General features: G+C 67.7%; 18 protein-coding genes. 3 read left to right on the forward strand and 15 right to left on the reverse strand.

Going from position 1 to position 18231, the window contains the following annotated elements; genetic code table 11:
- Positions 1–8: 8 nt before the first annotated feature.
- The 11 genes from flhA to RSD66_RS11970 all read right to left on the reverse strand — a co-directional run bounded on the left by flhA (position 9) and on the right by RSD66_RS11970 (position 11793).
- Positions 9–2108: a flagellar biosynthesis protein FlhA gene (gene flhA, locus RSD66_RS11920; RefSeq protein WP_415287954.1), complete on the reverse strand. Its 2100-nt coding sequence runs from the start codon at positions 2106–2108 to the stop codon at positions 9–11.
- A gap of 56 nt (positions 2109–2164) precedes the next feature.
- Positions 2165–3064, reverse strand: a complete 900-nt coding sequence (bla, locus tag RSD66_RS11925; protein WP_415287955.1) for a class A beta-lactamase — start codon at positions 3062–3064, stop codon at positions 2165–2167.
- 4 nt (positions 3065–3068) lie between these two features.
- Positions 3069–4478, reverse strand: coding sequence for a sigma-54 interaction domain-containing protein (locus RSD66_RS11930; RefSeq protein ID WP_024354747.1), 1410 nt, complete (start codon positions 4476–4478; stop codon positions 3069–3071).
- A gap of 41 nt (positions 4479–4519) precedes the next feature.
- Positions 4520–4852 (reverse strand): flagellar motor switch protein FliN, encoded by a 333-nt coding sequence (gene fliN / locus RSD66_RS11935; protein WP_024354748.1) that lies wholly within the window; start codon positions 4850–4852, stop codon positions 4520–4522.
- Positions 4852–5526 carry a flagellar assembly protein FlbE gene (locus RSD66_RS11940; protein ID WP_415287956.1) on the reverse strand — a complete coding sequence of 225 codons (675 nt, stop codon included), beginning with the start codon at positions 5524–5526 and terminating at the stop codon, positions 4852–4854. Before RSD66_RS11940 ends, fliN begins: the two co-directional genes overlap by 1 nt.
- Before the next feature lies 1 nt (position 5527).
- Positions 5528–6565, reverse strand: coding sequence for a flagellar motor switch protein FliG (gene fliG / locus RSD66_RS11945; RefSeq protein ID WP_024354750.1), 1038 nt, complete (start codon positions 6563–6565; stop codon positions 5528–5530).
- Positions 6565–8205, reverse strand: a complete 1641-nt coding sequence (fliF, locus tag RSD66_RS11950) for a flagellar basal-body MS-ring/collar protein FliF (RefSeq protein ID WP_415287958.1) — start codon at positions 8203–8205, stop codon at positions 6565–6567. The genes fliG and fliF overlap by 1 nt, the downstream gene beginning before the upstream one ends.
- A 248-nt stretch (positions 8206–8453) precedes the next feature.
- Positions 8454–9548, reverse strand: a complete 1095-nt coding sequence (locus RSD66_RS11955; protein WP_415287960.1) for a Glu/Leu/Phe/Val family dehydrogenase — start codon at positions 9546–9548, stop codon at positions 8454–8456.
- Between the two features lie 136 nt (positions 9549–9684).
- Positions 9685–10692 carry an alpha/beta fold hydrolase gene (locus tag RSD66_RS11960; protein WP_415287962.1) on the reverse strand — a complete coding sequence of 336 codons (1008 nt, stop codon included), beginning with the start codon at positions 10690–10692 and terminating at the stop codon, positions 9685–9687.
- A gap of 179 nt (positions 10693–10871) precedes the next feature.
- Positions 10872–11489 carry a uracil-DNA glycosylase family protein gene (locus RSD66_RS11965; protein WP_415287964.1) on the reverse strand — a complete coding sequence of 206 codons (618 nt, stop codon included), beginning with the start codon at positions 11487–11489 and terminating at the stop codon, positions 10872–10874.
- Positions 11473–11793 (reverse strand): DUF3253 domain-containing protein, encoded by a 321-nt coding sequence (locus tag RSD66_RS11970; RefSeq protein WP_415287965.1) that lies wholly within the window; start codon positions 11791–11793, stop codon positions 11473–11475. The genes RSD66_RS11965 and RSD66_RS11970 overlap by 17 nt, the downstream gene beginning before the upstream one ends.
- A 46-nt stretch (positions 11794–11839) precedes the next feature.
- On the opposite strand from RSD66_RS11970, the gene RSD66_RS11975 reads away from it, so the two are divergent.
- Positions 11840–12277, forward strand: a complete 438-nt coding sequence (locus RSD66_RS11975; protein ID WP_024354756.1) for a PaaI family thioesterase — start codon at positions 11840–11842, stop codon at positions 12275–12277.
- Here the strand turns inward: RSD66_RS11975 and RSD66_RS11980 are convergent.
- The 4 genes from RSD66_RS11980 to RSD66_RS11995 all read right to left on the reverse strand — a co-directional run bounded on the left by RSD66_RS11980 (position 12261) and on the right by RSD66_RS11995 (position 16015).
- The gene (locus tag RSD66_RS11980) at positions 12261–12899 is read right to left on the reverse strand and encodes a YoaK family protein (protein ID WP_346524928.1); all 639 of its coding nucleotides are present in this window, start codon (positions 12897–12899) and stop codon (positions 12261–12263) included. The two genes, RSD66_RS11975 and RSD66_RS11980, sit on opposite strands and share 17 nt — an antisense overlap.
- Before the next feature lie 7 nt (positions 12900–12906).
- On the reverse strand, positions 12907–13524 hold the full coding sequence (locus RSD66_RS11985; protein WP_415287967.1) for a glutathione S-transferase family protein: 618 nt from the start codon (positions 13522–13524) through the stop codon (positions 12907–12909).
- Between the two features lie 34 nt (positions 13525–13558).
- Positions 13559–14830 carry a NupC/NupG family nucleoside CNT transporter gene (locus RSD66_RS11990; protein ID WP_415287969.1) on the reverse strand — a complete coding sequence of 424 codons (1272 nt, stop codon included), beginning with the start codon at positions 14828–14830 and terminating at the stop codon, positions 13559–13561.
- A 306-nt stretch (positions 14831–15136) separates the two neighbouring features.
- Positions 15137–16015 (reverse strand): branched-chain amino acid aminotransferase, encoded by an 879-nt coding sequence (locus tag RSD66_RS11995; RefSeq protein ID WP_415287970.1) that lies wholly within the window; start codon positions 16013–16015, stop codon positions 15137–15139.
- A gap of 88 nt (positions 16016–16103) precedes the next feature.
- Between RSD66_RS11995 and RSD66_RS12000 the strand changes: the two genes are divergently transcribed.
- Together RSD66_RS12000 and RSD66_RS12005 are read left to right on the forward strand one after the other, a co-directional pair.
- The gene (locus RSD66_RS12000; RefSeq protein WP_199683787.1) at positions 16104–16835 is read left to right on the forward strand and encodes a response regulator; all 732 of its coding nucleotides are present in this window, start codon (positions 16104–16106) and stop codon (positions 16833–16835) included.
- 10 nt (positions 16836–16845) lie between these two features.
- A complete protein-coding gene (locus RSD66_RS12005) occupies positions 16846–18204 on the forward strand; it encodes an ATP-binding protein (RefSeq protein ID WP_415287972.1) in 1359 nt (452 codons plus the stop codon).
- Positions 18205–18231: the final 27 nt, after the last annotated feature.

Genomic DNA, 18231 nt, shown 5'->3' on the forward strand with positions numbered 1-18231 from the left:
GAAGTCGCCTAAACCGAGCCGACGGTGCGCAGGCGGGCCTTGGGGTGAATCTCATTCTGGCTCATCACCACCGTCTGGCCCCGGAAGCGTTCGATGATGGAGCGGACGTAGGGGCGCACCTGCGGCCCGGTCAGCAGGACCGGGTTCTCGCCCGTCATGGCGGCGCGCTCGAACACGTCGCGCACGGCGCGGATGAAGTCCTGAAGTTTGCTGGGCGCCATCGCCAGCTGCTTGTCTTCGCCGGGACCGACCAGACTGTCGGCGAAGGCCTGCTCCCACTCGGGCGACAGGGTGACGATGGGCAGGGCGCCGTCATCGGCCTTATGCTGCCAGCACAGCTGACGCGCCAGACGGCTGCGGACGTGCTCGACCAGGGTGGAGACGCTGGTGGTGTGCGGCGCGGCCTCGGCCAGGCCTTCAAGAATGGCGGGCAGGTCGCGGATCGACACCTTCTCGCGCAGCAGGGCCTGCAAGACGCGCTGAAGCGTCGTCACGGTGACGACCGAGGGGATCAGCTCCTCGACCAGCTTCTGCTCCTCGCCCTTCAACTCCTTCAGCAGCTTCTGCACCTCGGCGTAGGACAGCAGCTCGGCCATGTTCTCCTTGAGGATTTCGGTCAGGTGCGTGGTCAGCACTGTCGAGGGGTCGACGATGGTGTAGCCGCGGAAGGTCGCCTCCTCGCGCAGGGACTCGTCGATCCAGGTGGCGGGAAGGCCGAAGGCGGGCTCGCGCGTGTGTTCGCCGGGCAGTTCGACCTGACGTCCCGCAGGGTCCATCGCCATCAGGGAGGACAGACGCACCTCGCCCGATCCGGCGTCCATCTCCTTGATGCGGATGGCATAGCCCTGATTGGGCAGACGCATGTTGTCGAGGATGCGCACGCTGGGCATGACGAAGCCGTATTCCTGGGCCAGCGATCGGCGCAGGGCGCGGATCTGGTCCGTCAGGCGCCGCCCCTCCAGATCATTGATCAGAGCCAGCAGAGCGTAGCCCAGTTCGATCTTCACCTCGTCGATGGTCAGGGCGGTGGAGATCGGCTCCTCCACATCCTCCCTGGGCTTGAGGTCCACCGGCTCCGCGGGCGGCGGCTTCAACCGGTCGCGGCCGAGTTTCCACGCCATGAAGCCCGTCGCCAGCGCCAGTCCCGCGAACGGCAGCAGCGGCATCCCCGGGATCAGGCCGATCAGGCCCGCCGTGCCGGACACCACCCCCAGCGATACCGGATTGGTCGCCAACTGGGCCGCGAAGGCCTTGTCGGCCGAACCCTCGACCCCGGCCTTGGTCACTAGGAAGCCCGCCGCGACCGAAACGATAATGGCCGGAATCTGCGTCACCAGACCGTCGCCGACCGTCAGCTGCACATAGGTGTTGGCGGCCTCCATGGCCGGCATGCCGTGCTGCAGCACCCCGATCAGCAGGCCGCCGATGACGTTGATGAAGGTGATGATCAGGCCCGCGACCGCATCGCCGCGCACGAACTTCGAGGCGCCGTCCATGGCGCCGAAGAAAGTGGATTCCTGCTCCAGCTCCTTGCGACGCAGCTTGGCCTGTTCCTCATTGATCAGGCCGGACGACAGGTCGGCGTCGATGGCCATCTGCTTGCCCGGCATGGAGTCCAGGGTGAAGCGGGCCGACACCTCGGCGATGCGGGTCGCGCCCTTGGTGATGACGACGAAGTTCACCACCAGCAGGATGGCGAAGATGATCACCCCGATGATGAAGTTGCCCCCCATCATCAGTTCGCCGAAGGCCTGGATGATCTTGCCCGCGCTGTCGTGGCCTTCCTGGCCGTTGCTGAGGATCAGCCGCGTCGAGGCCAGGTTCAGCCCCAGGCGGTAAAGGGTCGAGACCAGCAGCACCGTGGGAAAGATGGCGAAGTCCAGCGGCCGCTTCATCATCACGGCCGTCATCAGGATCAGCACGCTCGAGACCAGCGAAATCGCCAGCAGCAGGTCCAGAAGCATCTTCGGGACCGGCAGGATCAGCAGCATGATGACGCCGATGACGCCGACCGCCATGCCGACTTCGCCACGCATCAACCAGCCGAGCGCATCACGCCCCGTGGGGCGCGCCATGCCGTCCTTCATCAGGAACGGCGCGTCAGCCATGACGACGTGCGAAGATCATGTCGCCTGATGACAGGATTCGGCAGATCTCATCCATGTCAGCCATGCCCCAGCGCCTTGAGCGCCTGCCGCGTCGCATCGGCGACCACCGCCTCGCGCTGGGCGTCGGTCGAATCCTTCGTGGCGTGGAAATAGACGGCGATGGCGATGGGCGCGCCGTCGGTCGGATACAGCACGCCGATGTCGTTCACCGGACCGTCGCCGCCCGTGCCGGTCTTGTGCGCGACGGTCCAACCGGAAGGAACGCCCGCCTTCAGGCGCGCCTGCCCCGTCGGCGACGCCACCATCCATTCCAGAAGCAACCGCTTGAAAGCCGACTCGAGCGGCGAGTCCTCCGACAGGATCAGCCGCTCGATATTGCGGACCGACTGCGCAGGCTGGATGGTGTCCTTGTCGCCGTCCGCCCGGTTCAGTTCCGGCTCCAGCCGATCCACGCGGGTCGTCTCATCGCCGATGCCGCGATAGAAGGCGCGCAAGGGCTCCAGCCCGCCCATTTCGCGGATCAGGATGTTGGCGGCGGGGTTGTCGCTGACTTCGACCGCGCCCTTCATCAGTTGCTCGATGGTCAGGGTCGAACCGACGGCCGGCTCCGTCACCGGGGCGTGGCTGATCATATCGGCCTGCGTCACCTGGATCGCCCGGTCCAGCCGCTCCTGCCCCGCCTGAACGCGCAACAGGGTGGCGGCGGCCAGATACATCTTGAAGGTCGAGCAATAGACAAACCGCTCGTCGCCGCGCCAGTCGGCGCGCTTGCCTTGGGTCAGGACCGAGACGCCCAGACGGCCGCCGTGGCGGGCTTCCAGCGCCGACAGGTCGAGGTCCAGAACGACGGGCTCGGCCGTCGCAGGCTCCGTCGCTCGCGCACAGGCGCCCAAGGCCATGCCCCCAAGCGTCAGGGCGCCCGCGCCGATCAGCAGGGTGCGACGGTCGGCGCGCACCGGATCAGCCCGCCGCGCCGTAGGCGGCCGCCACGCCCGACTGGGGCGCCGGGATCGGCGTGCCCTGATCGGCGTATTCGTTGAGCTTGTTGCGCAGGGTGCGGATGGAGATGCCCAGGATGGTCGCCGCATGGGTGCGGTTGCCCAGGCAGTGGCTGAGCGTGTCCAGAATCAGGGTCTTCTCCATCTCGGCCACGGTCTGGCCGACGAAGCTGCGGGTCACGGCGTCGGCGGCCTGAGCCGCCTGACCGGCCACGCCGGCGTCATAGGTCGAGGCGGCGGGAGTGGAGGCTCCCTCCCCGCCCAGCAACGGGCGTCCGTCCGGCAGGCGGATGGCGTCGACGTCGATCTCGGACCCGGACGCCAACAACACCGCGCGGTGCATGGCGTTTTCCAGCTCGCGCACGTTGCCGGGCCAGCGGTGAGCGACCAGGGCGCGTCTGGCCTCAGGGCCGATGGCGCGCGGCGGCACGCCGTTGGCGGCGGCGTATTTCTTGACGAAGTGGTCGGCCAGCACGGCGATGTCGCCGGGGCGTTCGCGCAAAGACGGCAGGCGCAGGTTCACCACGTTGAGGCGATACAGCAGGTCTTCGCGGAACGTCCCCTCGGCCACCGACTTGGCCAGGTCGCGGTTGGAGGTGGCGATGATGCGGATGTTGACGGGCACCGGCTTGGAGCCGCCGACGCGGTCGATCACCCGCTCCTGAATGGCGCGCAGCAGCTTGGCCTGAAGGCGGGCGTCCATCTCGCTGATTTCGTCCAGCAGAAGCGTGCCGCCGTCGGCCTCCTCGAACTTGCCGATCCGGCGCGCCACGGCGCCGGTAAAGGCCCCCTTCTCGTGACCGAACAGCTCGGATTCCAGCAGGTTATCCGGGATGGCGGCGCAGTTGACGCTGATGAAGGCCTTGTCCGCACGGCGCGAGCTGCTGTGCAGATAGCGGGCCATCACCTCTTTACCGACGCCGCTCTCGCCGGTGATCAGGATGGAGGCTTCCGAACGCGCCACCTGATCGGCCAGCTGGATGACCGACTTCATCGCCGGATCAGCCGAGATCATCGGCCGCTCGTCATCCGCCACCGCCGACAGGACGGCGGCGATCAGGTCCGCCTCGGGCGGCAGGGGGATGAACTCCTTGGCCCCGGCGCGGATGGCGTCGGCCGCTTCCTTGGCGTCAGCGTCGACGCCGCAGGCCACGACCGGCACATGAATGCGCTCGGCGTCGTTGGCGGCGATCAGGGCGGCGATGTCGATGCGGTAGTCGACCATCAGCAGGTCCGCGCCCTGCCCCCGGCGCAGTTGCTCGGTCGCCTGATCGGCGCGCTCGACGTGCTGGACCTTGGCGCCGTGCGCCATGGCCATCTTCACCGCCGTCGCCAGTTGGCCGCTTAAACGACCCACCACCAGAAGACGCATCGCCCTACTCCTTCAAATCCTGTCCGTGACGAGGCGGCCGATCAGGCGCCTTTGTCCTCGGTCTTGATGATTTCCGTCATGGTCACGCCCAGACGATCCTCGACGACGACGACCTCGCCGCGCGCCACCAGACGGTTGTTGACGAAGATGTCGATCGCCTCGCCGACCTTGCGGTCCAGCTCCAGCACAGAGCCCTTGTTCAGCTTCAGCAGTTGGGCGACCGACATGTGCGCCTTGCCCAATACGGCCGAGATGTTGACCGGCACGTCGAAGACAGGCGCCAGATCGACAGCGGACTTCTCGCCGCCGTCATCGGCCAGATTCAGGGCGGTGGAATCGCCGAATTCCTCAAGCGAGAGATCGTCGGTGGCCATCAGAAGCCCCTCCTGTCATGGGCGCCGCCTTCAAGGGGCGGCTCAGCGTGGCCGGCTTCGGCGGCCAATGCGGCGTTGAGCGCGGCGGCGACGCGCGCCTCGGCTTCGGCCGGGTCGAACTCGGCGCGCCCGTCAGCCCATTCCAGGGCGAAGGCGGCGGCGGGCAGGTGAGCTTCGTCGCGAAACACCACCAGCCCTGAAAAACCCGCCTGAGCGCACAGGGCCTCGATCTGGGCGCGGCCGTCCTCGTCCAGCCCCGAGGCGCGGACGACAAGGCGCGGCGTGGCGTCCATCTCCTGCCCGAGAGACTCGATGGCGGCCTCCAGCGGACGACGCGGGAAGCGTTCGAAGGCGGCCGAACCGATCACACGCGCGGCGGCCAGCGCCAGTTCGGCGGACTCGCGGCGGTGCGCCTCGGCCACGCCGCGCAGGGCGGTCGCCGCCTGGGACACCGTCTGCGCCACGATGGACAGGGCGTCGGCGCGCAGGGCGTCGACCTCGTTCAGCGCCTGCTGGCGGGCTTCCAGCCGCGCCTGGGCGACCAGGGCCTCGACCTCGGCCGGGGCGAAGGCGCGCTTGGTCGGCTGCCAGGTCGAGGCGCGCAGCACGGCGCCGTCGGCCCCGAACTCGGTGTCGAAGGCGAAGGGGACGGCGTTGGAAGGGAGGGCGCTCATGTCAGTAGATCAACTCGTCGTCGCCGCCCTGGCCGGCCAGCATGATGTCGCCGCGCGCCGCCAGATCCTTGGCCACCTGGACCATCGCCATCTGGGCGTTATCGACGTCCTTGAGGCGGACAGGCCCCATCGAATCCATGTCTTCGCGCATGATCTTCGAGGCGCGCTCGGACATGTTGGAGAAGAACATTTCGCGCAGGGAATCCGAGGCGCCCTTCAGCGCCAGCCCCAGTTGGTCCTTCTCGACCGAGCGCAGCAGGGTCTGCACCCCGCCCGGATCAAGGCGCGACAGGTCCTCGAACACGAACATCAGGGCGCGGATACGCTCGGCCGCGTCGCGGTTGCGTTCCTCCAGCGCGCCGATGAAGCGGGCCTCGGTCTGGCGGTCGAAGCTGTTGAAAATGTCGGCCATCAGTTCATGGCTGTCGCGCTTGGACGTGCGCGCCAGATTGGACATGAACTCGCTGCGCAGGGTCTGTTCGATCTTGTCGAGGATGTCGCGCTGCACCGGCTCCATGCGCAGCATCCGCTGGACGCATTCCAGGGCGAAGTCCTCGGGCAGGGCCGTCAGCACGCGCGAGGCGTGGTCCGGCTTGATCTTCGACAGGACCACCGCGACCGTCTGCGGGTATTCGTTCTTCAGATAGTTGGCGAGCACGGCCTCGTTCACATTGCCGAGCTTGTCCCACATGGTGCGGCCGGCGGGACCGCGGATCTCCTCCATCAGGGCCTCGACCCGGTCGGAAGGCATGAAGGAGGCCAGCAGACGCTGCGTCTGCTCGTAGGAGCCCATCAGCGAGCCCGAGCCGCCGATACCGGAGACGAACTCGACCAGCACCTCTTCGACCACGGCGGCGGTGACGCTGCCCAGCCCCGCCATGGCCTGGGAGACCTCCTTGATCTCCTCGTCGTCGAGTTGCTGCCACAGGGCCGTATGCTCTTCGCCCAGAGACAGAAGAACGACGGCCGCCTTTTCAGGCCCCGTCAGCTTCTTGGCGTCATCGACCGCCGCGCCTTTTGAAACCAGCCGCGCCGCCATCAGGTTTCATGCATCCAGGCGCGCAGGATCGCCGTGGATTCCTCTGGGTGGCTGTCGACGAAATCGGCGACCTTCTTGATGGACGAGGCCTTCACCTGACCCTCGATGCGGGCGATGTCGATGCGTTGCTCCATGTCGCTGGGACCGGCCAGCATGGGCGCGCCGCCCGGCAGGGTTCCGCCGACAAGCTGGGTGTCCAACGCCGTGACGGGAATGCCGCCGGCGCCGGCCAGGGCGGGCACGCCCGCACGCCCCTGACCCGATGCGGTCTTCAGCAGCGGACGCAGGACGAAGAAGATCAGCAGAAGGCCGGTGACCAGCAGGACCAGCAGTTCGACCCCGCGCATGATGTCGTTCTTGTCGAAGGCGAACAGCGACGATCCCTGTTCCTCGCCCGGCGCGGCCGAGGGTTCGCGGTTGAAGCGGACGTTGACGACTTCCAGCTTGTCGCCCCGCGCCTCGTCGATGCCGACGGCGGCGGCGACCAGGGCCTTGATCTGCTGAACTTCCTCGGCGGTACGGGCGGCGTAGGTCGGCTCGCCTTTGCCGTCGGCGGCGGGAGTGTATTTGCCGTCGACCGCGACCGAGACGGACAGTTTCTTGACCTCGCCCGGCTCCTTCACCGTCGTGGTGGTGGTGTTGGAGATTTCGTAGTTGGTCGTCTCGGTATTCTCGGCGCGGGTCGAGCCGATCGGGTTGGCGACCGGAGCGTCGTCGCCGGGAATGTTGGCCGTGGCGGTCGCGCCATCGCCCTGACCTGTCGTTTCCTGCGACTGGCTACCGTTCGTCGAGGTCGAGCGGACGACCTGACCGTCAGGGTCGAACTTCTGCTCCTGAGTGGTCGAGCGGCTGTGGTCGATGTCCGCCGTGACCTGGACGCGCGCGGCGCCGGCGCCGACGACGCCCTCGACGATATCCTTGATGCGGGCCTGCATCTGCGCCTCGGTCGAGGCCTTGGCGGCGTCGGCGGTGGCGGAGGTGAAGCCGGTCTCTTCGGAGCCCGCAGCCAGGGTGCGGTTGGCCTGATCCGTCACCGTGACCTTGTCCGGCTTCAGATTGGGCACGGACGACGCCACGACGTTGCGGATGGCGCGCACCTGATCGGTCGTCAGGTCGCGGCCCGACAGACCCACGACCACGGCGGCGGTCGGATCGATGGCGGCCGCCTGGAACATCTCGCGCCGGGGCATGGTGATGTGGACGCGGGCCGAGGCGATGCCGCGCATCGACATGATGGTGCGCGCCAGTTCGCCCTGAAGCGCGCGCTGTTCGTTCAGGTTCTGCTGGAACTCGGTCTGGCCCAGCACCGACTGATTGTCGAAGAGTTCGTAGCCGACGCTGCCCGAGGTCACGAGCCCCTTGCCCGCCAGCATCAGGCGCGCCGTGCCGACTTCGTCGCGGCTGACGAAGAGGGTCGAGCCGTCGCCCTTGGAGGAATATTTGATGCCCGCCTGGCTCAGGGCGGCGCTGATCTCCGAGGCTTCGCGCAGGTCGAGGTTGGAATAGAGCAAGGCGTCCGGCGCCTGCCCCACGCGCAGCATGACTGCGACCAGGACGGCGGCCACCCCGGCGGCCACCCCAAGGATGGCGGCCAGGCGTCCGATGCCGAACTTCTTCAAAGCTTCCGTGAAGCCGCCCACGCGCAACCGCCCCTGCACACGCGGGACGAACCGAACCCGCTAGGCAGAAACTGCCGCCTGGATGGTAAATGCGGCGTTAAGAGGCGTTAAAGAGATGGGAATCCGCGCGCCCCGCTCCCCGATGCGAGAGGGATAACTCGCGCACAAAAGAAAAAGGGGCTGCGGGACCATCACGCCCCGCACCCCCTTCGGCGCCCCCCGGCGCCCGCCCGCTTCCTAAACGGAGGCAGGCTATCTGGTCGAAAGCCTTAGACCTTCTGGGCCTCGGCCTTCTTGTCGGCGGCGACCTTGATGCGGGCCTCGGCGATGGCGTCGGCGATCAGGTGGGTCGGCTTGTTCTCGGAAACCGAACGCTCGAGGATCTCCTCGAAGGTCTCCATCAGGCGCGACAGCTTGCCTTCGACCCACGAGGCGTCATAGGCGCCGCCGGTCTGACGGGCGTTCATCTCCGAAGCGACGTTGATGATGCCGCCGCCGTTGATGACGTAGTCGGGCGAATACAGGACGCCGCGCTTGAACAGTTCGTCGCCGATATCGGCGGTGGCCAGCTGGTTGTTGGCGGCGCCGCAGACGGCCTTGACCTTCAGGCGGTCCAGCGTTTGCGGGTTCAGCGTCGCACCGAGCGCGCACGGAGCGTAGATGTCGGCGGCGACGTCATAGATGGCTTCCGGGGCGACGATCTCGGCGCCGGTCTTGGCGGCCACGGCTTCCAGGTTGGCCTGGTTGACGTCGGTGATGATCAGCTTGGCGCCGGCCTTGTGCAGCTTCTCGGCCAGATAGGCGCCGACGTGGCCCACGCCCTGAATGGCGACGGTCAGGCCGGTCATGTCGTCCTGCTTGAACAGGCGACGCGCGACGACCAGGTTCGAGCGGAACACGCCCTCGGCGGTGACCGGGCTGGGATCGCCCGAGGCTTCCGGGCCGTCCTTCAGGCCCAGAACGAATTCGGTGACCTTGCGTGCTTCGGCGATGTCCTCGACCGAGGTGCCGACGTCTTCGGCGGCGTAGTAGTGGCCGCCCAGACCGTTCAGATAGCGGCCGAAGGCATGGAACAGCTCAGGCGACTTCTGGGTGCGGCTGTCGCCGATGATGACCGACTTGCCGCCGCCCATCTCCAGATCGGCGATGGCGTTCTTGTAGCTCATGCCCTTGGACAGGCGCAGCACGTCTTCCAGAGCCTCGGCCGAGGAAGCGTAGTTCCACATGCGGGTGCCGCCCACGGCCGGACCGCGCGCGGTGGAGTGCACCGCAACAATAGCCTTTAGGCCGGTTTTCTCATCATAGAAGGCGTGCACGCCTTCATGGTTCGCAAACGAGGGAGATTCAAACAGCGTCGTGCCCATGACAGGCCTTTCCTGGGGTATTTTTTGTGCGCATGGACATACGCGCCCCCTGCCCAAACGGCAAGCATCACCGTGCAGCCGCCGCTGGTTCCGGGCCGACTGCGGCTTGAGGCCTGATTTACCGCAGATTTTGCGTTCAGCGCGCCTTTGGATCGGCCTGCAGCGCCGGCAGGACTGCGGGCGCCCCGGACGGCAGGGACCGCGCCGGATCACGCAACCAGGCCTCGACGTCGGCGAAGACGGTTTCAGCCTGCAGGTCCCGGTTCAGGATGTGCCAGCCGTCCGCATAATAGCCCGTGGTCAGATTCGGCCGCTCGCCCGCCTGCTCCAGGGCGCGGCGCATCGGCCGCTTGGTGATGATCTGGTCGTGGGCGCCGTACAGCAGCAGGGTCGGCTTTTCGACGCGGCCGAGGCGCAGGGTCGCCGTCTCCATCAAGTCGACCAGGCCGTACAGGGAATCGAACCGGGTCGACAGGATCGATAAGGGATCGCGGCCGTTGCGGATCAGCTCCAGCGTATTGTCCGAGGCGCGGATGTCGCGCACGGCGAACGACGGCGGCTCGACCCGCTTGGCCCCCATCAGGCGAGCGGCGGCCCACAGCCCGGCGCGATTGAAGGCGCTCTGGCTGGACCAGCCCCAGACGCCGGGCGCCAGCAGCACCACCCGGTCGGCGTCAGGGGGAGTGTCCGAGCCGAAGGCGGCGATGGCGGACGATCCGCCCATGCTCTCGCCCGCCACCACGATCAGGGCGTCAGGCCTTTGCGCGCGGACCAGGGCGACGATGGTGCGCAGGTCCTGGCTGGTCAGGCTCTCGGCCGCAAACTCGCCCCGTCCGGGCGCCAGGCCGAAGCCGCGCTGGTCATAGGCCCAGGTCTCGATGCCCCGCTGCGCCCACCACGGTCCGGCGAAGCGGAAGGAGGCGTAGTGGTCATTGAACCCGTGCAAGGCGACGATGACGGCCCACGGCGCCTGCCCCTGCGGGCTCCAGCGCAGATAGGGCAGCCGCGCCCCGTCCTGCACCACAAAGGCGCCGCGCCCCAGGGTTCCTTCCTCGACGCGCGGACCGGTGAAGCCTGAGGGCGGCGTCAGGGGCGGCTGGACGTAAGGCGTGGCGCAGGCGGCCAGGGCGAGGGAGAGAAGCACGGCGGCGATCCATCGTCCTTCTCCCCTCGGGGGAGACGGTGGGCGCCGGAGGCGCTCGGATGGGGGGGCTGTGTCACCATGCGCGGCGGCCGATGATGAGGGCGAAGCAGACCGCCCCCTCATCCGTCTCGCTCCGCGAGCCGCCTTCTCCCCCAAGGGGAGAAGGAAAGACCGATGTGTCACGCCAATATCTCCGCTGTCCTCTGGCGAAGGTAGGGCAGAACCTCGGCCTCGAACCAGGGATTCTTCTTCAACCAGGCCGTATTGCGCCAGGACGGGTGCGGCAGGGGCAGGATATCCGGCGCATAGTCGCGCCAGGCGCGCACCGTCTCGGTCATATTGGCCTTGACCCTGTCGCCCAGCGCCCAGGCCTGCGCATAACCGCCGACCAGGAGGGTCAGCTCGACCTTGGGCAGTTCGGCCAGCAGGCGCGGCCGCCACAGCTCGGCGCAGCGGCGTGGCGGGGGATAGTCGCCGCCTTTCGGATCGGTGCCGGGAAAGCAGAAGGCCTGGGCCGCGACGCCGAGGCGCGGGTCGCCGTAGAAGGTCGTCTCATCCACCCCCATCCAGTCGCGCAGGCGAACGCCGGACGGGTCGGTGAACGGCAGGCCGCTTTCATGCACCCGCCGCCCCGGCGCCTGGCCGCAGATCAGCAGGCGGGTTTCCGGCGCGACCATGACCACCGGGCGCGGCGTGTGCGGCAACAGGCCCAGGCACGCCCGACAGGCGCGGATTTCGGCCAGGACCGCGTCGAGCGCAGGCTCCGGGCCGTTTTCCGGATCAATCGAGGTCGTCATCCGAGGCTTCGACCGGCGGCAGGGCGGCGAGGGCCGCGGCCGTCTCGGCTTCCGTCGGCAGGCGCAGACGGATCACGCCGCGGAAGTTGTTGGGGTCGACGACCTTGCCCTTCTTGGTGATGGTCAGCCTGCCCTGACGCATCAGGCCCAGCGCCGTGGCCTTCACCTTGGGCAGCATCCGCTGCCACTGTTCGGGCTGCAGTTCCTTGGCCACATCGGCCGGTTCAATGCTCTTGCCGCCGACGTTTTTCGGATCGGCCTTGGCCAGTTTTTCAAAAATGGCTGCTTCGATTGGATCGCTCATAAGCGCTATATGCGGCAGCCCGAGTTCAGAAAGAAGGCGTAATCGCATGGTCGGCAGGATCACCATCACCGAAGGCGAATTCGCCGGCTGGGAAACCTATGAGGTGACGCACAGCACCTTTGATTCGACCGTCGGCCCCTTCTATCGCCGGCCCGACCCTGACGGCTCGATGCGCTGCGCCTTCCGGGCCGAGCAGAAGCACATGAATTTCGGCGGGCGGATGCACGGCGGCTGCCTGATGACCTTCGCCGACATCGCCATGTTCCAGATCGCCTATCAGGAGATGGAAGGCGCCTCGGGCGTGACGGTGCAGCTGGATTCCACCTTTATCGACGGCGCCTATGTCGGCGAACTGATCGAGGCGACGGGACAGGTGACCAAGGCGGGCAAGAGCCTGATCTTCGTGCGCGGCCAGATCGTCACGGGCGAGAGGCTGCTGATGACCTTCTCGGGCGTGATCCGGAAGTTCACGCCGCGCGACTGAACCGCACGCCCAGCGCCAGCCCCATCGCGGCGGCCGCCGCCGGCCATAGGGCGTCCAGTCCCAGGCGGCCATAGACCACGGCGCCTAGCAGCGCGCCGCCGACCAGCCCGGCCCACAGCACCATATAGGGCCGGAACGCCCACGGATCGCCGCCCCGGACCGCCGCCGCCAGGGCGTGGCCGGTCTTGACGAGCGTTCCCGTCATATAGGTCAGGCTGACCCCGACCTCGCCGTCGCGCAGGAAGACCGAGTTCTCGACGGCCATCGCCATGACCATCAGGCCGATGGCCACAGGCGCTATCCCCGCCCCCGCCGCCACGGCGGCTCCGCCCAGCAACAGGGCCTCGACCGCCAGCACCCGGCTGCGCGACCGCGCGCCCTCGCCGCCCGCGACCAAGGCGCCGAGCATGGCGCCCAGCACGAACAGCGCCAGCACCCCGGCCACCGCGCCCGTCGCCTGCCACCGCCCCTCAGCCAGGCTGACGGCCAAGCGGGTGCTGTTGCCGCTCATGAAGGAGACGAACACCCCGCCCAGGTGCAGGAAGCCCAAGCTGTCGACATAGCCCGCCAGGGCGGCCAGCAGCAGGGCCAGCCAGCGGTCCGGCGCAGTCAGAGTGCGCAAGGTCGGATCACATCCCCGCCGCCGCCGCCGGACGGGCGCGGCAGGCCTCCAGCCAGCGGGCCAGATGGATCAGTTCCTCGGGCGGGCGGTATTTGACCAGCCGTGCGAAATCCAGGCCCACGGCCCCGACGATGTCGGCGATGGTGAAGCGGTCGGCGGCGATGAACTCATGATCCGCCAGATGCCGGTCCAGCGTCTTCATGAAGCGTTCGGCGCCCAGGCGGTTGTATTCGGCGACCTGGGGCTGGGGCGCCTCAAGCGCGGCCAGGGCCGGATGGGTGAAGCGCACGTTCAGCATCATCGGATTGGCCAGATACATCTCGCACCGGCGCATCCACATCTCGATGATAGCCTGCTCCCTGGCGTCGCGCCCGAACAGGTTCGGCTCGGTGTGCAGCGCCTCCAGATAGCGGCAAATGGCGATGGATTCAGTCAGGCAGGTCCCGTCGTCCAGTTCCAGCGCCGGAACGTGCGGCACGCCGAACTTGGCGCGATAGGCCGGGGTGCGGTGCTCGCCCGCCAGAAGCTCGATCTCGACGAGTTCGACGTCGGTCACGCCCTTCTCGGCCATGACCCAACGGACGCGGCGCGGATTGGGCGCGCGGCGGCTTTCATAGAGCTTCATCAGAGGGTCCCTTCGGCTGCCCTCGGAAACGCTACTAGGCGAAGACGGCGGCGGGCAAGGCCCCGACGATGCAGGCGGTCATCAAGGTCGCCAGGAAGCCGGCGAACAGCGCCTTCCACACCAGGCCCAGCACCTCCTCGCGACGCTCGGGCATAAGCACCGACAGGCCAGTGACGGTGATGCCGACCGAGCCGATGTTGGCGAAACCGCACAGGGCATAGGTCATCAGCATCCGGGTGCGCTCACTCATCTCGGCGGCCGGGACCTTGCCCAGCTCGATGAAGGCGACGAACTCGGTCAGGGTCAGCTTGACGCCCAGCAGCCAGCCCGCCTTCTGGGCGTCGGCCCATTCCACGCCGGTCAGCCAAGCTACCGGAGCGAACAGCCAGCCCAGGATGCGCTCGACCGTCAGCGGATCTCCGGCGATGACGAAGCCGCCCAGAATGATGTTGGCCAGCGCCACCAGGGCCACGAAGACGATCAGCACGGCCGAGATGTTCAGCACCACCATCAGGCCGTCGGACGTGCCCTTGACGATGGCGTCGACGGCGCTGTCGTACTTCAGCGCCGAGTTGTAGTCGGCCACCGCCCCGCCCTCACCGGGCTTCTCCGGGATGATGACGCGGGCCAGCATGACCCCGGCCGGAGCCGAGACGATGGAGGCGACCAGCACATGGCCGGCCGCATTCGACAGCACGGGGCCCAGGATGGTCGCATAGGCCACCATGGTCGAGCCGGCGACGGTGGCCAGGCCGACCACCATCATCAGATACAGTTCCGATCGCGTCAGCTTGTCCAGATAGGCGCGGATGACGATGGGGCTCTCTATCATGCCCAGGAAGATGTTGGCCGCCACCGCCAGCGCCGAGGCGCCGCCCAGGCCCATGGTCCGCTGGAACAGGAAGCCGAAGCCCAGCGTGATCCACTTCAGGATGCGCCAGTGCCACAGCAAGGCCGACAGGGCCGAGATCACCAGGATCAGCGGCAGCACCTTGAAGGCGAAGGTGAACAGGGCCGCGTCGTTCTGGACCGCATAGGGCTGATCCCCGCCCGCCAGGAAGCCGAAGATGAAGCGCGTCCCTTCTTCAGTCGCCAGCTCCAGCCCCTTTACGGCATTGTTGATGCCGTCCAGCACCACCTGCGAGCCGGGAATGGCGAAAGTCGCCAGCACCAGAGCCGCCTGCACCAGCACCGCCCCGATCGCCAGCCGCCACGGAAAGGCGCGGCGGTTCTCGGAGATCGCCCAACACACGGCGACAATGACGACCAGCCCGAACAGGCTCTGGAGGTTCAGAAGGCTGAACATGAAGATGGAGGCTCCGCGACCGGCGCTACGGGAGCCGGCTTGTCAGCTGTGCTTGAACGACAGCCGCGCGCGGCTGGCAAGGGGCACAATGGAAAACCCTCTCCCGATGGGAGAGGGCTTGAGCGCACGAGAGCGCAGCGATCGTCCTTGCGCGAAAGGGTGAGGGTTCGCGGCATCAGTCGGCGTGAGCCGTCGCGCGGGCGGCCTTCGGCCGACTTCACCCGAGAACCCTCACCCTTTCGCCTTAACCAATCGCCTTCGGCTCCTGGAGGCTCAAGCCCTCTCCCATCGGGAGAGGGACGCTAATCACAACTGGCCGCGCACCAGCTTGCCGTAATCGTCCATCAGGCTGAGCGACAGGTCGCCCGGCGTGAAGCGATGGTCGCCGACCTGGCCCACCGGCGTCACCTCTGCGGCCGAGCCGGTCAGGAAGCATTCGGAGAAGTCGGCCAGCTCTTCCGGCAGAATGTCGCGCACGACGACTTCAACACCCCGCGCCTGGGCCATCTCAATGACCGTCTGCCGGGTGATGCCGTCCAGGATGTGTTCCACGCGCGGGGTGTGCAGGACGCCGTCCCTGACGAAGAAGACGTTGGCGCCGGTCGCCTCGGCGACATAGCCGCGCCAGTCCAGCATCAGGGCGTCGTTGAAGCCGCGCTTTTCCGCCGCCGTCTTGGACATGGTGCAGATCATGTACAGGCCCGCGGCCTTGGCCGTGGACGGGGCCGTCGCGGGGTCGGGGCGACGCCATTTGGCCCACTCCAGCGCGATGCCCTTCTTCTTGACCTCGGGGTCGAAATAGCTGGGCCATTCCCAGGCGGCGATGGCCAGGTGAACCTTGCTGTTGAGCGACGAGACGCTCAGTTGCTCAGGCCCCAGATAGGCGACAGGCCGGATATAGCAGTCGATCAGGCCGTTACGGGCGCAGGTTTCCTTGCAGGCGGCGTCGATCTCGGCCACGCTATAGGGAATCTCGAAGTCGAGCAGTTCGGCGGAGCGCTTCAGGCGCTGGCTGTGGGCTGTGAGCTTGAAGATTTCACCGCCATACATACGCTCACCCTCGAACACCGACGAGCCGTAGTGAAGGCCATGGGTCAGGACGTGCGTTTTCGCTTCCCGCCAGGGGACGAAGTCGCCGTCAAACCAGATCCAGCCGTCACGATCGTCGAAAGGAACGAAGGCCATTGAAGTACGTCTCCTGCGCAACGATCTCGGTTAGACGCCTGCCGCAACCCAGCGTCAACGGCGCCTCGCAGGGAGAATGGCGATGAGCATGGTTGAGCCGCGCGCCAACGGCCGTTCCGGTCCCGTCGCCCCGGCCGGCAGCGGACGGCACATCCTTGTCGTCGATGACGACGACCGCATCCGCGAACTGCTCAAGGAGTTCCTGAGCCGCGAGGGCTATCGCGTCACCGGCGCCGCCCACGCAGGCGCCGCACGCCGGATGGTCGAACTGATCGAGTTCGACCTGATCGTGCTGGACGTGATGATGCCGGGCGAGAGCGGCTTCGACCTGACGACCTGGATCCGCAGTCAGGCGGCCCTGTCCAAGACGCCGGTGCTGCTGCTGACGGCCAAGGGCGACCCAGACGACCGGATCGAAGGCCTGTCGCGCGGGGCCGACGACTATATGTCCAAGCCCTTCGATCCGCGCGAACTGGCGCTGCGGATCGAGGCCATCCTGCGCCGCACCGGCGGCAAGCTGATGACGCCCAGAGAGATCCACATGGGCCCCGCCGTCTTCGACATGGAGCGTCTGGAACTGACGCGTGACGGCGCCCTGCAGCGCCTGACCGAGGCCGAGGCGCAACTGCTCAAGACCCTGGCCATCCACGCCCATTCGCCGGTCGAGCGCATGACCCTGTCGCCCGACACCGCCGATGTGACAGGCCGCGCCGTCGACGTGCAGGTCACCCGCCTGCGCCGCAAGCTGGAGGCGGATCCCAAGAACCCGCGCTACCTCCAGACCGTGCGCGGCATCGGCTATATGCTGGCCCCGGACTGAGGCGACGCCGATGCGGCTGATGCCGTTCAACGTCTGGACGCGCTGGATCAAGCGCCGGGTGCCGACCTCCCTGTGGGGCCGCTCGCTGCTGATCATCGTCCTGCCTGTCCTGATCATGCAGGCGGCGGTGACCTGGGCCTTCTTCGACGCCCACTGGCAGGCGGTAACGGCGCGCCTGTCCGAAGGCCTGGCGGGTGACGTGGCCTGGGCGGCCGAGAGCTATCGCGACGACCCCTCGGCCCGGAATCTGGCTCTGATCTCGGAACGCGCCGAGCGGTCGATGCAGTTGTCCATCGCCTTCCAGCCCGAAGCCTCCCTGCCCGCCGAAGAACGGCGCGGCGCCCTGGGACTGGTCGACAGGACGCTGGAAAAGGCCCTCGCCTCGCGGCTGGACCAGCCCTTCTGGTTCGACACCACCCGCTACCCAGCCTATGTCGATATCCGCGTGCAGGAGGCGGACGGCGTCCTGCGCGTCATCGCCCCGCGCGAGCGGGCCGTGGCGACGCAGGCCCACATCTTCGTCCTGTGGCTGATGATCGCCACCGTGCTGCTGCTGGCCGTGGCGGTGCTGTTCATCCGCAATCAGGTGCGCGCCATCGAACGTCTGGCCCACGCCGCCGAAGCTTTCGGCCGGGGCGAAAGCGTGCCGCGTTTCAAGCCGCACGGCGCGCGTGAGGTGCGGGCCGCCGCCAGCGCCTTCCTGGACATGCGCTCGCGCATCCAGCGCCACATCGACCAGCGCACGGCTCTGCTGGCCTCGGTCAGCCATGACCTGCGCACGCCCCTGACCCGTCTGCGGCTCGAACTGGCGCTGGCGCCGCCCTTCAAGCGCGCCGAGGCGATGAAGGGCGATCTGGACGAGATGGAGCATATGATCGACGAATACCTGGCCTTCGCGCGCGGCGAGGCCGGGGAAGCCGCCCAGACCATTTCCGTGCCCGAAATGCTGCGCCGCGCCGCCGACGACGCCCGCCGCGCCGGGGCCGCCGCCGAGGTCGAGACGCCCGACGACCTGAACATGCTGGCCCGACCGCTGGCCTTCCGCCGGGCGATCAACAACCTGGTCGGCAACGCCGCTTCGCATGGCGAGCATGTGCGGCTGTCGGCGCGCGCCCTGCCCTCCGGCGGGCTGGAGATCACGGTCGAGGACGACGGCCCCGGCATTCCCGAAGACATGCACGAGGAAGCGTTCCGTCCCTTCTCGCGGCTGGACGCCTCGCGCAACCAGAACCGCAAGGGCGTGGGCCTGGGCCTGGCCGTGGCTCGGGACGTGGCGCGCAGCCACGGCGGCGACATCGCCCTGGGCCGCAGCGAGCTGGGCGGGCTCAAGGCCGCGATCCGGCTGCCGGCGGATCGTCGCGCCCCCTAGATCTTTGAGCGGCGCCCCTAGCAGAAC

This window comes from Brevundimonas sp. S1H14 (genome assembly GCF_047716865.1).
In the GTDB taxonomy this organism is placed as follows: Bacteria; Pseudomonadota; Alphaproteobacteria; order Caulobacterales; family Caulobacteraceae; genus Brevundimonas; species Brevundimonas naejangsanensis.